Here is a 13,758-nt window from a genome sequence, read left to right as displayed (position 1 = left end):
CACGCTCGCGACGGGCGTCCGGGCCAGGCCGGATAGGCTCTGGGCCCCATGGACACCGACGCACGACTCACGGAGCGCGACCCCGCTCCCGACCCCGTCGAGGGGTTGGGGCGGCGGTCGCGCTTCGCGCGTTTCCGGGCCGTGGTGACGCAGTTGCGGTACCGGCCGGTCACCCTCTTCGCGCTGTGCCTGGCCTTCCTGTTCCTGCTCAGCAACTTCGTGGTGCAGCCGTTCCTGATCCCCAGCACCTCCATGGAGAACACCCTGCGGGTCGGCGACCGGGTCCTGGTGAACAAGCTGGCCTACCGCTTCGGTGCCACCCCGCAGCGCGGCGACGTCATCGTCTTCGACGGCATGGGATCTTTCGTTCACAGGGAGTCGGGGGAGAATCCCGTGACGGGACTGCTGCGCAAGGCCGGTGCGGCACTGGGCCTGGCCCGGTCCGATGACACCGACTACGTCAAGCGCGTCATCGGCGTCGGCGGGGACCACGTGACCTGCTGCGACAAACAGGGGCGGATCAAGGTGAACGGAGTGCCGGTGACCGAGGGCTACCTCCATCCCGGGGACGCGCCCTCCGCCGTCCCCTTCGACATCGTGGTGCCGAAGGGCCGGCTCTGGGTCATGGGCGATCACCGCTCCCGGTCCAGCGACTCCCGTGACCACCTGGGCGAGGCCGGTGGCGGCACCGTCCCGGTCGACCGGGTCATCGGCCGCGCCGACCTGATCAGTTGGCCGTTCGACCGCTGGAGCACCCTTGCCACCCCCGGCGACCTGGCCCGCATACCGGTGTCGGCAGGCCCCCATGGGTAGCCGCGGGCGGCCCCGCCACGGGCGCGCATCCCTCCCCGAAGACGGGACGCAGGACGGCGAGTTCCCCGGTGGGGCGGAGGCGGCCGGGGCGGACGACGACGAGCCGGGTGGCCGGGAGGCGACCGGCGGACGGGCCGAGCGGCGCCGCCAGGCCCAGCGCATCAAGCGCCGCAGACGCCGCTCCTACCTCAAGGAGATCCCGATCCTGATCGGGGTGGCGCTGGCCATCGCGCTGGTCCTGAAGACCTTCCTGGTCCAGGCGTTCGTGATCCCGTCCGGCTCCATGGAACAGACCATCAAGATCGGCGACCGGGTGCTGGTCGACAAGCTCACCCCGTGGTTCGGCGCCGAACCGCACCGCGGCGACGTCGTCGTCTTCAAGGACCCCGGCGGTTGGCTCAAGGGCGAGCAGAACCAGTCCACCGGGGGCTCCGGCCCCATCAACGACGTCCTGACCTTCATCGGACTGCTGCCGTCCGCCAACGAGCAGGACCTGATCAAGCGCGTGGTCGCGGTCGGCGGGGACAGCGTGCACTGCTGCGACACCAAGGGCCGGATCACGGTCAACGGCACCCCGCTCACCGAGCCCTACGTACACCCCGGAAACCCGCCCTCCGAGCTGAAGTTCACGGTCAACGTCCCCACCGGACGGATCTTCGTCATGGGCGACCACCGCTCCAACTCGGCGGACTCGCGCTACCACCTCGACGAGCCGTACCGCGGCACGGTGTCGGTGGACAACGTCGTGGGCCGGGCCGTGGTCATCGCCTGGCCGTTCAGCCACTGGCAGTTTTTGAAGGAGCCCGACACCTTCGCCGACGTGCACGACGCGCCGGGTGCGAAGGCGTCGGCGGCGGGCGCAGCGCATAGGGTGTCATCCGAGAGTTTGGCGGTACTCCCGACCCCTGCGGAACTCCCGCTCGTTATGGGAGTGGTGGGCCTGCACCGGTTGACGGGCAGGCGAGAGCGCGGAGTGAGGAGCAGATGTGGGGGACTTGGCGGTCGGCGCGCGGTCCGGAACCGAAGAGCCCGAAGAGCCCGCGGGGCGCGGTGAGTCCGCGCAGCAGGCGACGAGTTCCGTGCATCAGCCACAGGCGCAGTCAGGCGGGTCCGCACCGGCCGGACCGCACACCGATCCATCGAAGCAGTCGGACCAAGTGGCCGACGAGGAGGCGACCGGCAGCGTGACCAAAGGCAAGAAGCCGCGTGCCTTCTGGAAGGAACTGCCGATCCTCATCGGCATCGCCCTGCTCCTCGCCCTGCTGATCAAGACGTTCCTGGTGCAGGCGTTCTCCATCCCGTCCGACTCCATGCAGGACACCCTCCAGCGTGGCGACCGGGTGCTGGTCGACAAGCTGACGCCGTGGTTCGGCGCCAAGCCGCAGCGCGGCGAGGTCGTCGTCTTCCACGACCCGGGCGGCTGGCTCAACGAGACGCCCACGCCGCAGCCCAACCCGATCCAGAAGGTCCTCAGCTTCATCGGCCTGATGCCCTCGGCCGAGGAGAAGGACCTGATCAAGCGGGTCATCGCGGTCGGCGGCGACACCGTCGAATGCCAGGGCGTCGGCCCGGTCAAGGTCAACGGCAAGGCCCTCAAGGAAGATTCCTACGTCTTCCCCGGCGCCACCCCCTGCGGCGACCGCCCGTTCGGTCCGATCCACGTCCCCAAGGGCCGGATCTGGGTGATGGGCGACCACCGCGACGACTCCCTCGACTCCCGATACCACCAGAACCTCCCGGGCAACGGCACGGTCTCCGAGGACGAGGTCGTCGGCCGCGCCTTCACCATCGCCTGGCCCATCAACCGCTGGTCCACCCTCCCCGTACCGGACACCTTCGACCAGCCCGGGATCAACAAGGCCATGGGTGCCGCTCCGGCCGCACTGGGGCTCGCCGGCGCGGTTCCGCTGGTGATCTGGCGGCGCCGGAGGCTGACCGCAGAGCGTAACCCCAGGTAAGGTGCCGTCCCGGATCTTCGACGCGGGCCCACCCCGCGGGGCGGGAGCGCTGGGATGAGCAGCAGTACGGAACGTACGACGGACGGCCGCGGCCGGACCACGGGCAGTGTGCTGTCCGGTCTGGCCGTGGCCGTCGGCTGTGTGCTGTTCCTGGGCGCATTCGTCTGGGGGGCGCTGCTCTACCGCCCCTACACGGTGCCGACCGACTCGATGGCGCCCACCATCGCCCCGGGCGCCCGCGTCCTGGCCGAAAAGGTCAGCGGCTCCGAGATACGCCGCGGCGACGTCGTCGTCTTCAAGGACACCACCTGGGGCGATCTGCCGATGGTCAAGCGGGTGGTCGGCGTCGGCGGCGACAAGGTCGCCTGCTGCACCAAGAAGGGTCTGCTGACGGTCAACGGAACCCCCGTCGAGGAGCCCTACCTCCAGGGCGACGGCCCCGCCTCGCCCATCGGCTTCAAGGCCGTCGTGCCCACCGGCCAACTCTTCCTCCTCGGCGACCACCGCAACGACTCCCTCGACTCCCGGGTCCACCTCACCGACGGCGACCACGGAGCCGTCCCGCGCAGCGCCGTCGAGGCCCGGGTCGACGCCCGCGCCTGGCCGCTCGACAGCCTCGGCGTGCTCCAGCGCCCCGAGAGCTTCGCCGCGCTTCCCGGCGGCACCTCGCAGCCGGGGCCGGTCCAGCCCCTCGTCCTCGCGGTCGTCGCGGGCGCCGTGCTGATCCTCGGAGGTGCGGCGTACGGGCCGATCGCGCGGCGGAAGGGGCGCGGACGTGGGTGAGCGGGCGCGGGAGCGGGTATCGCGACAGGAGGCCGGGGAGGAATCGGAACGGGGCGGGACAGCTCGTGAGGGGGTGGCGGGGGCGACCGGTGACGGCGTTGTAGGGGCCGCTGGAGGGGCAGATTCAGGCCACCGGGCGGAGATCGCGGAGGGTGGGGCCGATGGCGCCGTCGCGGCGAACGGCGGCACCGCCGGCAGTGGTGATGCTGGTGCGGCTGAGGAAGCCGTCGAGGTGCGTCAGGTGTCCCGGGTCCTGCTGCTCGATCCCGACGACCGGATCCTGCTGCTGCACGGCTTCGAACCGGACCGTCCGGCCGAAACCTGGTGGTTCACCCCCGGTGGTGGCCTGGAAGGCACCGAGACCCGCGAGGAGGCGGCCCTCCGCGAGCTCGCCGAGGAGACCGGCATCCGCGGAGCCACCCTCGGACCGCTCCTGTGGAAGCGCCGCTGCGCCTTTCCCTTCGACGGGCGACGCTGGGAACAGGACGAGTGGTACTACCTGGCCCGGACCGATCGGACCGCCACCGACACCGCCGGCCACACGGACCTGGAACGGCGCAGCGTGTCGGGGCTGAAGTGGTGGACCTCGGAGGAACTGTCGGCGTCGCATGAGACGGTGTACCCGACCAGACTCGCCGAGCTGCTGCGCACACTGCTCGACGAAGGGCCCCCGAGTGCGCCGGTGCTCCTGGAGACCGAGAGGGTCTGACGCACAATAGGGGGACGCACGGCTGAAGGGGATCTGCCATGAGCGCCGAGGACCTCGAAAAGTACGAGACCGAGATGGAGCTGAAGCTCTACCGGGAGTACCGAGACGTCGTCGGGCTGTTCAAATACGTGATCGAGACCGAGCGGCGCTTCTACCTCACCAACGACTACGAGATGCAGGTGCACTCGGTCCAGGGCGAAGTGTTCTTCGAGGTCTCGATGGCTGACGCCTGGGTGTGGGACATGTACCGGCCGGCCCGCTTCGTCAAGCAGGTGAGGGTGCTCACGTTCAAGGACGTGAACATCGAAGAGCTGAACAAGAGCGATCTGGACCTTCCGGGGAGCTGACGGGCCTCTGCGGGGCGGGTCCGGAGCCCGGGCCGGGATCAAGGCCGGGGCCGGCGCCGGGTCGAGCTTGAGCTAGCCGGGCCGGGCTGGGCTGGGCTGAGCTTTCGGGCCTGCGTCGTGGTGTGGACTGGGGAGCCGTCGACTCGACCCGGCCGCTGCGATGCGTCGCCCTGGCGGGTGAGCGAGTTATCCACAGCCGGGCAGTTATCCACCAAGATCCAATGGATCTGAGCGGAGGCGTCACTGTCGGTGCCGGAGGTGGTACCGGATGAACGCCACACACAGCGGCCGACGAGCCGAGGACACCGGACGCAGCGAGAAGCGCACACCGCGGGACGCAGGCCCTGCACTCCGAGGAGCCCGTGGAGCGGGCAAAGTCTCCAAAACGCAGAAAACGCAGAAAACGCGGACGACGCGGCCAGCGAAAACGAAACGACCTACCGCACCGAACACGTCCCGCAACGCACTGGGCAAGTACGGAGAGGATCTGGCCGTCCGGCGGCTCACCGAAGCCGGAATGCGGATCCTCGACCGCAACTGGCGCTGCCGCGACGGAGAGATCGACATCGTCGCCGTCGACGGCGACGCGCTGGTCGTCTGCGAGGTCAAGACCCGTCGCGCGGGCTGGTACGAACACCCCATGGCCGCCGTCCGGGCCCAGAAGACCGCGCGGCTGCGCCTCCTCGCCGAACGCTGGCTCGAACGGCACGGCGGCCCACCACCCGGCGGTGTCCGCATCGACGTCATCGGGATCCTGCTGCCCGCCCGCGGCGCTCCCGTGGTCGAGCACGCACGGGGGGTGGCGTGATGGGATTCGCCCGCACCTGCTCCGTGGCCCTCGTGGGCGTCGAAGGCGTCGTCGTCGAGGTCCAGGCCGACCTGGAACCCGGCGTGGCGGCCTTCACCCTCGTCGGACTCCCCGACAAGAGCCTGGCCGAGTCCCGGGACCGCGTCCGCGCCGCGCTCGTGAACTCGGGCGCCGAGTGGCCGCAGAAGAAGCTCACGGTCGGCCTCAGCCCGGCCTCCGTCCCCAAGAGCGGCAGCGGCTTCGACCTCGCCGTGGCCTGCGCGGTCCTGGGCGCCGCCGAACGCCTCGACCCCCGCGAACTCACCGACCTGATGATGATCGGCGAACTCGGCCTCGACGGCCGCGTCCGCCCCGTCCGCGGCGTACTGCCCGCGGTCCTCGCCGCCGCCGACGCCGGATACCGCCAGGTCGTCGTGCCTGAACCGACCGTCGCCGAAGCCTCCCTCGTCCCCGGCGTCTCCGTCCTCGGCATCCGCAGCCTGCGACAACTCATCGCCGTGCTCTCCGACGAACCGGTCCCCGAAGAGGAGAACCCCTCCGGCGAGGGCCGCCCCGACCCGCTGCTGGCCGGCCTCGTCATGCCCGGTACGGGCGCCACGGCAGGACTGCCGGCCGATGGCCACACCCCCGACCTCGCCGACGTCGTGGGCCAGCACAACGCCCGGCGCGCTCTGGAAGTGGCCGCCGCCGGACGTCACCACATCTTCTTCAAGGGCCCACCGGGAGCCGGCAAGACCATGCTCGCCGAACGCCTCCCGGGACTGCTGCCACCGCTGACGCCCAAGGCGTCCCTGGAAGTGACCGCCGTCCACTCGGTCGCAGGCACCCTCCCGCCGGGCCAGCCGCTGGTCCACCGCCCGCCCTACTGCGCCCCGCACCACTCCGCGACCACGGCGTCCCTGGTCGGCGGCGGAACCGGACTGCCCCGCCCAGGAGCCGTCTCGCTGGCCCACCACGGCGTGCTCTTCCTCGACGAAGCCGCAGAATGCAGCCCCCGAGTCCTGGATGCCCTACGCCAACCACTCGAATCCGGCCACGTCGTCGTGGCCCGCGCCGGCGGCATGATGCGGATGCCCGCGCGCTTCCTGCTGGCCCTCGCCGCCAACCCCTGCCCGTGCGGCCGGCACGGCACGACCGCGGGCGGCTGCGAATGCCGCCCCTCATCCATCCGTCGCTATCGCGCCCGGCTCTCCGGACCGTTGATGGACCGGGTGGACCTGCGGATCGCCGTGGAACCGGTCGCCCGGCGTGAACTCCTCGCGCTCGGCCGCGCCGCCGAGTCCACCGCCACCGTCGCCGAGCGCGTCCGAGCCGCCCGGCAGCGCGCGGCGGCACGACTCGCCGACACTCCCTGGCAGACCAACAGCGAGGTTCCGGGCCACGAACTCCGCACCCGCTGGCCGGTACAACCCGGTGCACTCGCCCAGGCCGAACGCGACCTGGAATGCGGCCTCCTGACGGCCCGCGGCCTCGACCGCGTCCTGCGCGTCGCCTGGACCGCCGCAGACCTTGCCGGCCGTGACCGTCCGACGAAGGAGGACGTCAACTGGGCTCTGGAACTCCGCACGGGGGTACGTCGCGGTGCGGTGGCGGCGAGGACAGCAGCGGAGGCGGTCGCAGGCGCAGCAGAAGGAGCGGCTGCTGCAACCGGAGCGGGTGAGCCCGCGACAGCTGGGACGCACGGGCCGGCGAGAACTGTTCCATGGACCGGCGCACGGGACGAAAGGCAGCCGGAAGCCGGGAGGGAGCAGCAAACGACGGCGGGGGAGGAGAGGCCGCTGACGCCAGGGGCGACTGCGGCAGTGCCGACCGTGCCAGTGCGGGGTGAACAGCTCCACACGACACCGGATTCCCGTCCGCGCGTCGCGCTCGTCCGTCCCGTACAGAGCCGAGGCGAACGATGAACCCGATCGACGAATGGGGCTTCGTGACGAACGAGGCGGGGCCCACCCGGCCGCACCGGTCGGAACGAGCACCGCAGCCGGGTTCACGTGCGGAAGCCAGGTCGAACGCGGCATCGGCCACCGGGGACGGAGAGACGACGCCGGCGGATGTGCCTTCCCTTGGAAGCGGGGAGCGGTGCCCCACCACCCGCCGCGCCTTGGCGGGCCTCAACGGCGCCAGCGCCCCCACCCCTCCACCTGCCGCAGCTCGAAAACGCCCTGCTACTCGCCGGGCGCTGGCCGAACAGCGCAGCTACGAACCGCACCGAGCCGCGCGCGCCGCACTCACCCGCATCATCGAACCCGGCGACGAGACCGCCGGTCGCTGGCTTCGCGAAATGGGCCCGGTAGCGCTCTGGCACGCGCTGTCCCAAGACGACGTGCCCCCGCCCATCGGCGCGAGCCCGACCAAGGTCGCGGGACTCCGACTGCGTGCCGTGCGAGCCCGCCCCGCAGTCGACCTCGCCGCCGTCGCCACGCTCGGAGGCCGATTCCTCTGCCCGGGCGACGACGAATGGCCCGGCCAGCTGGACGACCTCGGCGACGCCCGCCCCATCGGTCTGTGGGTCCGAGGCCGGGCCAACCTGCGGATCTGGGCGCTGCGCTCAGTGGCCGTGGTCGGCGCACGCGCCTGTACCGACTACGGCGCCCACCTCGCCACCACGCTCGGTGCCGGACTCGCCGACCGCGGCTGGACCATCGTCTCCGGAGCCGCGTACGGCGTCGACGGCGCTGCCCATCGGGGTGCGCTCGCCGCGGACGGACCGACCGTCGCCGTGCTCGCCTCCGGCGTCGACCACCCCTATCCGCGTGGACACACCGAGTTGATCGATCGCATCGCCGAACAGGGGCTGGTGGTAGCCGAGTTACCGCCGGGCGACCATCCCACCCGCAGTCGTTTCGTCCAGCGCAACCGTGTCATTGCCGCCCTCACGCGCGGCACGGTCGTCGTGGAGGCCGAACTCCGCAGCGGGTCACTGGTCACCGCGCGGCGCGCGCTGGCCCTGGGCCGGTTCACGATGGGCATGCCGGGCCCCGTCACCAGCGGGCTGTCCGCCGGAGTGCACCAACTCCTGCGCGGTGAAGCGGAGGTGGTCACCGACGCCGACGAGGTGGTCGAACTCGTCGGCAACATCGGAGACCTGGCCCCAGAGCGGCGAGGTCCGACCCTTGCCCGCGACCTGTTGGATCCGGTCGCCCGCCGCGTGCTCGAAGCGCTACCCGCCCGCGGTGCCGCGGATGCCGAGCATCTGGCCCGGGAGTCCGGCACACCCCGCGACCTCACGCGCGACAAGCTCTTCGAGCTCCAATCGCTCGAATTCGTTCAAAAGTGCGGTGAGCGCTGGGAGTTGGTGCGACGGGCCAACTCGACCGAAGGTTCCCGGCGAGGCGGTACTTGACCTGGCGCGAACGGGTGAAAGGGTGAGGGGAATGACCGCAGAATCCAGATTTGGCGTGCTTCGGTGCGTGCGGCCGGTCCGTTGGGCGTCGTCGATACGACCCGCTACACGCACGGGCTCCCGCCGGCCGCATCGACACGTCCGTCCGCGCCACCCTCCCGGGGTGCGCTTCCGGCGAGCGCGTCTCAGGCGCCCCTTCCGGGTGTCGCCGCATGGCGCGAAGTAACCCTGGGGTGCGGGCAGCGGAACGTATCTGCGTACACCCAACCTGCCTTCCTCGCGCACCGCGACGTTATGGTCACGCTACGCTCACGACAGTTCAAGCCTCATTCACCCATCCACCCCCGTCTCGGCAGAACGGCTCAAGGCGACGAATGCCCCAGCACACCTCCGGGTCTGACCGCGCGGCAGTACCACCCGCCGCGCGCGGCAGCGTGCGCCCCGCCCCGCCCACCTCGGTCGACGAGCTGTGGCGCTCCTACAAGGCGTCCGGCGACGGACGCCTGCGGGAACAGCTGATCCTGCACTACTCACCGCTGGTCAAATACGTGGCCGGCCGTGTCAGCGTCGGACTGCCGCCCAACGTCGAGCAGGCCGACTTCGTCTCCTCCGGAGTCTTCGGACTGATCGACGCCATCGAGAAGTTCGAACCAGAACGCTCCATCAAGTTCGAGACGTACGCGATCACCCGCATCCGCGGCGCAATGATCGACGAACTCCGTGCGCTGGACTGGATCCCCCGATCCGTACGGCAAAAGGCCCGCGCCGTGGAGCGCGCCTACGCCACCCTCGAAGCGCAACTGCGCCGCACGCCCACCGAGGCGGAGGTCGCCGGCGAGATGGGCATCCAGCTGGAGGAACTCCACGGCGTCTTCAGTCAGCTGTCCCTGGCGAACGTCGTCGCGTTGGAAGAACTCCTCCACGTCGGAGGTGAAGGCGGAGAACGCCTCAGCCTCATGGACACGTTGGAGGACACCGCTGCCGAGAACCCCGTCGAGATCGCCGAGGACCGCGAACTGCGACGGCTACTGGCGCGCGCCATCAACACCCTGCCCGACCGTGAGAAGACCGTGGTCACCCTCTACTACTACGAGGGCCTCACGCTCGCCGAGATCGGCAACGTCCTGGGCGTCACCGAGAGCAGGGTCAGCCAGATCCACACCAAGTCCGTGCTCCAGCTCCGCGCGAAGTTGGCGGATGTGGGGCGCTGAGAGCCGGAGGTCGGTGCGGAGCCGAGCCGCCCGGTGGGGTGGCCGGGAAGAGGAGTCAGGGGGACGGGGAAACCCGAATCTCGGATGGTTGGGCGGCGGCGAGGTGTGGTGGAGCGGGCGCGGTGACTAGGAAGAACCAGCGGTGGTGCCGGACCTGGCCCGAGGAGGCGAGGGCGGGGCGGCAGAACCAGGGGCCCTGATTGCCTGCCCTGCCCTGCCCTGCCGTGCCCTGCCCCGCTCGGTCGATGGTTGTCCCGTCCGTGCGGATGCCGGGGCTTGAGTACCGCAGGCCGCAAGGACTCCGAGGAGTACGTCGGCGGCGATGCGTGTTGCGATGCGGCGTGCCACGGCGAGGACGCCATCCGTAGAGTGGTGGCGTGCCCAGGATTCGAGCGGCCTCGGTGGCCGAGCACCGGACGATGCAGCGCGGCGCCCTCTTGGACGCCGCCCGCACCTTGCTGTCCGAGGGCGGCACGGAAGCGCTGACCTTCCCTGCCCTCGCCGAACGGACGGGGCTCGCGCGCTCCTCCGTATACGAGTACTTCCGCTCCCGAGCAGCCGTCGTCGAAGAACTGTGCGCCGTCGACTTCCCCGTATGGGCCGCCGAAGTCGAGACCGCGATGGAGGGCGCCGAGACGCCCGAGGCAAAAGTCGAAGCGTACGTGCGCCGACAACTGGCACTGGTGGGAGACCGCCGTCACCGCGCCGTCGTCGCCATCTCCGCAGGAGAACTGGACGCGGGCGCCCGGGAGAAGATCCGCGCGGCGCACGGCGGACTGATCGCCATGATCGTCGAAGCACTGGCGGCCCTCGGCCACGCCCAGCCCCGACTCGCCGCGATGCTGCTCCAGGGCGTGGTGGACGCCGCAGTTCGCCGTATCGAACTCGGTGCTGCCGAAGACCCGGAAGAGATCGTCGAGGCGGCGGTCGCGATGGCCCTCAACGGGGTCCGCGGCTGAGACCGGGCCGGCCGGCCGCTGCGGTTCGACTGCGGTTCGGCTAGCTCTGTGTGGGGCTGTTGGGGCGATTGTGATTGGTGCGGGCCTACGGTGTGGTTGCTGATGGGGGCGTCGGGCGGGGTTGCTTGATCGCCCTGTTCCTTTCCCTGGGGCCCCACCCCCTCCCCCCGCCCCTCCCCATTCGTAACGCTCGTTCGCTCCGCAGCCCGCAGCCCGCAGCCCGCAGCCCGCAGCCCGCAGCCCGCAGCCCGCAGCCCGCAGCCCGCAGCCCGCAGCCCGCAGCCCGCAGCCCGCAGCCCGCAGCCCGCAGCCCGCAGCCCGCAGCCCGCGACGAACCGGAGTCGGTTCGTTGCGCCGTGCGACAGGTACGTGTTTTCCCGCGCCGCATTGGTGCGTACTCGTTCAAGCCGTCCGCGTAGGCGTCCCCTGTCTGCTCTGGGCCTGCTCTGCTTCGCGGGTGTTGCCGTGCCTTGTGTGGCCTGCCCGCCTCCTCCAGTGCGAAGTGCCTGTGGCAGGGCCATGTCTCCTGGCTACATGTCTCCGTCTCGGTCTACGACGGAGGCGGCCCAATGCCCACAGCGTGGTGGCGGTGAGTGTGATCGCGCCGAGTAGGGCGGTGCTTGTGGTGCCTGGTGGTGAGTTCTGTGCGGCATGGGCCGTGGGGGTTGGGTGCTCAGAATGTGGATGGGTGAGTCCGGAGTCCGGGACTGATGGTTCGGGGACTTCGAAGACCGGCAGGAGCCGGGAGGGGCCTTTGCGGAGGGCGGTTGGCGGTAGTAGCGAGAGGGGGTTCAGGTAGGTCGTGCCGCGTCGTAGGCCCCAGTGGAGGCAGGGTTGACGGCAGTGGTGATGGCCGTTCTCCAGCAGGCCGACGGGTTGGCCGGCGGTGACGTGCTGGCCTTTGTGGGCGGTGGCGCGGATCGGCTCGTAGGTGGTGCGCAGAGGGGGACGGCCCGAGTCGGACACTTCGATGGTGAGGACGCCGCGGCCGGCGACGGTGCCGGCGAAGGTGATCCGGCCGGGCGTGGCGGCTTTGACGTCGATGCCTGCGCTCGCCGCCAGGTCCACGCCCCGGTGCCCGGCTGCCCAGGGGGTGGGGGGAGGTTCCCAGCCGCGCAGCAACTCGGGTGGCGTTCCCGCCGGGCCGGTGACGGGCCAAGAGCGGTCTGATGTCGGAGTTGCCGGGGTGGTGGCCGGTACCTCGTTGACGTGCGGGGAAGCCGCCTCGGCCACGTTTGGTGTGCTGGATGCTGCCGCTGTCGGCACGGCGTGCAGGACGCACACGGCGAGGGCGGGGAGGGGATTCCGTCCGCTTCGGCGGGCCCGAGTCGAAGGCCGCCGGGACCGCGTCAAAGGTGTCGGAGTGCGGTGCGGGCTGCCGCGTTGCCGGCCGAGGGGGCGGTCGCGTTGTGCGGCACGGTGTGCACGTCGTTGCCGTCCCTTGCCCCGTTCCCACGTGGGGGTGGAGTCGTGGGGGTGCGGCAGCGGCTGTCGTGGGGGCGGAAGCGGGGTGCGGAGTGAGTGGTCGGAATGCCGGTCGGTGCGGTCGGTGTGTCGTTGCATGTGTTGACGATGGCGGATGCCGGACCGGCTTGGGGATCTTGGTGAAAAGCTGTGGATGACGGCCCGCTTGTGGACAACGGCGTCACCCTGTCGGGGCGCGAAATGGTGCGTGTCGCCCGGTGCATCGCCCGTCCCGTACACTTCTGATGGCGATCCGGGTCACCGGGTCGACTTCGCACGCCCCGCCACCAGTGCACCAGTCCCCTTCGGGCAGCACATCGGCCGCGCTCTCGGTCCTCGGAAGGTTCCGCTCGGTTCCTCCCCTGGCAGGCGCGTCGGGGCGTCAGGCACTGCGGCCGACCGGTCGCGGTGGAACCGAGAACAACAAGGAGTACGGCCATGGCCGTCGTCACGATGCGGGAGCTGCTGGAGAGCGGCGTCCACTTCGGGCACCAGACCCGCCGCTGGAACCCGAAGATGAAGCGCTTCATCTTCACCGAGCGCAACGGCATCTACATCATCGACCTGCTCCAGTCGCTGTCGTACATCGACCGCGCCTACGAGTTCGTCAAGGAGACCGTCGCCCACGGCGGCTCCGTCATGTTCGTCGGTACGAAGAAGCAGGCCCAGGAGGCCATTGCTGAGCAGGCGACGCGCGTGGGCATGCCCTACGTGAACCAGCGCTGGCTCGGCGGCATGCTGACCAACTTCTCGACCGTCTACAAGCGTCTGCAGCGCCTCAAGGAGCTTGAGCAGATCGACTTCGAGGACGTGGCCGCCTCCGGCCTCACCAAGAAGGAGCTCCTGGTCCTCTCGCGTGAGAAGGCCAAGCTGGAGAAGACCCTCGGTGGTATCCGCGAGATGCAGAAGGTGCCCAGCGCCGTCTGGATCGTGGACACCAAGAAGGAGCACATCGCCGTCGGCGAGGCGCGCAAGCTCAACATCCCGGTCGTCGCGATCCTCGACACCAACTGCGACCCGGACGAGGTCGACTACAAGATCCCGGGTAACGACGACGCGATCCGCTCCGTCACCCTGCTCACCCGCGTGATCGCCGACGCCGTCGCCGAGGGCCTGATCGCCCGTTCCGGCGCCGCCACCGGCGACCAGAAGCCGGGCGAGAAGGCCGGCGAGCCGCTGGCCGAGTGGGAGCGCGACCTGCTCGAGGGCGACAAGAAGTCCGACGACGAGGCTGCCAAGGCTGAGGCTCCGGCCGCCGAGGCTGAGGCTCCGGCCGCTGAGGCTGAGGCTCCGGCCGCTGAGGCCGAGAAGCCGGCCGAGCAGGGCTGACCTCCAAAGAACGGTTGATGACGGCGGGGGAAGG

The 13,758-nt window shown here is 70.5% G+C and carries 12 protein-coding genes and 1 pseudogene; 12 read left to right on the top strand and 1 reads right to left on the bottom strand.

What is annotated here, in order from left to right:
- The first annotated feature begins 48 nt into the window (after positions 1–48).
- The 11 genes and pseudogenes from lepB (ACLJT4_RS17605) to ACLJT4_RS17555 all read left to right on the top strand — a co-directional run bounded on the left by lepB (ACLJT4_RS17605) (position 49) and on the right by ACLJT4_RS17555 (position 10,931).
- Positions 49–813 (top strand): signal peptidase I, encoded by a 765-nt coding sequence (lepB, locus tag ACLJT4_RS17605; protein ID WP_411123250.1) that lies wholly within the window; start codon positions 49–51, stop codon positions 811–813.
- Complete coding sequence (gene lepB / locus ACLJT4_RS17600) at positions 806–1,867, top strand: signal peptidase I (protein WP_411123249.1); 1,062 nt, start codon at positions 806–808, stop codon at positions 1,865–1,867. Before lepB (ACLJT4_RS17605) ends, lepB (ACLJT4_RS17600) begins: the two co-directional genes overlap by 8 nt.
- Entirely contained in the window at positions 1,809–2,771 is a 963-nt protein-coding gene (gene lepB, locus ACLJT4_RS17595; RefSeq protein WP_411123416.1) for a signal peptidase I, read from the top strand. Before lepB (ACLJT4_RS17600) ends, lepB (ACLJT4_RS17595) begins: the two co-directional genes overlap by 59 nt.
- Positions 2,772–2,825: 54 nt before the next feature.
- Positions 2,826–3,554 (top strand): signal peptidase I, encoded by a 729-nt coding sequence (lepB, locus tag ACLJT4_RS17590; RefSeq protein WP_055583164.1) that lies wholly within the window; start codon positions 2,826–2,828, stop codon positions 3,552–3,554.
- Between the two features lie 232 nt (positions 3,555–3,786).
- Positions 3,787–4,263: an NUDIX hydrolase gene (locus ACLJT4_RS17585; protein WP_233658509.1), complete on the top strand. Its 477-nt coding sequence runs from the start codon at positions 3,787–3,789 to the stop codon at positions 4,261–4,263.
- 38 nt (positions 4,264–4,301) lie between these two features.
- Positions 4,302–4,610, top strand: a complete 309-nt coding sequence (locus ACLJT4_RS17580; RefSeq protein WP_003980220.1) for a DUF2469 domain-containing protein — start codon at positions 4,302–4,304, stop codon at positions 4,608–4,610.
- Between the two features lie 466 nt (positions 4,611–5,076).
- Positions 5,077–5,418 (top strand): YraN family protein, encoded by a 342-nt coding sequence (locus tag ACLJT4_RS17575; RefSeq protein ID WP_038526506.1) that lies wholly within the window; start codon positions 5,077–5,079, stop codon positions 5,416–5,418.
- Positions 5,418–7,010, top strand: a pseudogene (locus ACLJT4_RS17570) (YifB family Mg chelatase-like AAA ATPase); the annotation flags it as partial. The gene ACLJT4_RS17575 and the pseudogene ACLJT4_RS17570, both read left to right, overlap by 1 nt.
- 509 nt (positions 7,011–7,519) lie before the next feature.
- Entirely contained in the window at positions 7,520–8,761 is a 1,242-nt protein-coding gene (dprA, locus tag ACLJT4_RS17565; RefSeq protein WP_411123415.1) for a DNA-processing protein DprA, read from the top strand.
- A 374-nt stretch (positions 8,762–9,135) separates the two neighbouring features.
- Positions 9,136–9,972, top strand: coding sequence for an RNA polymerase sigma factor WhiG (whiG, locus tag ACLJT4_RS17560; RefSeq protein ID WP_275462750.1), 837 nt, complete (start codon positions 9,136–9,138; stop codon positions 9,970–9,972).
- A gap of 419 nt (positions 9,973–10,391) precedes the next feature.
- Positions 10,392–10,931: a TetR/AcrR family transcriptional regulator gene (locus ACLJT4_RS17555; RefSeq protein WP_016572628.1), complete on the top strand. Its 540-nt coding sequence runs from the start codon at positions 10,392–10,394 to the stop codon at positions 10,929–10,931.
- A 402-nt stretch (positions 10,932–11,333) separates the two neighbouring features.
- Here the strand turns inward: ACLJT4_RS17555 and ACLJT4_RS17550 are convergent, their stop codons facing one another.
- Positions 11,334–12,494 (bottom strand): M23 family metallopeptidase, encoded by a 1,161-nt coding sequence (locus tag ACLJT4_RS17550; protein ID WP_411123248.1) that lies wholly within the window; start codon positions 12,492–12,494, stop codon positions 11,334–11,336.
- A gap of 339 nt (positions 12,495–12,833) precedes the next feature.
- Here ACLJT4_RS17550 and rpsB point away from each other — a divergent pair, with 339 nt between their 5' ends.
- The gene (gene rpsB, locus ACLJT4_RS17545) at positions 12,834–13,724 is read left to right on the top strand and encodes a 30S ribosomal protein S2 (RefSeq protein WP_411123247.1); all 891 of its coding nucleotides are present in this window, start codon (positions 12,834–12,836) and stop codon (positions 13,722–13,724) included.
- Positions 13,725–13,758: the final 34 nt, after the last annotated feature.

This window comes from Streptomyces sp. x-19, assembly GCF_046549115.1.
In the GTDB taxonomy this organism is placed as follows: Bacteria; Actinomycetota; Actinomycetes; order Streptomycetales; family Streptomycetaceae; genus Streptomyces; species Streptomyces albulus_C.
Note: the sequence above shows the minus strand (reverse complement) of the source record. Positions and strands in the feature narration are given on the sequence as shown.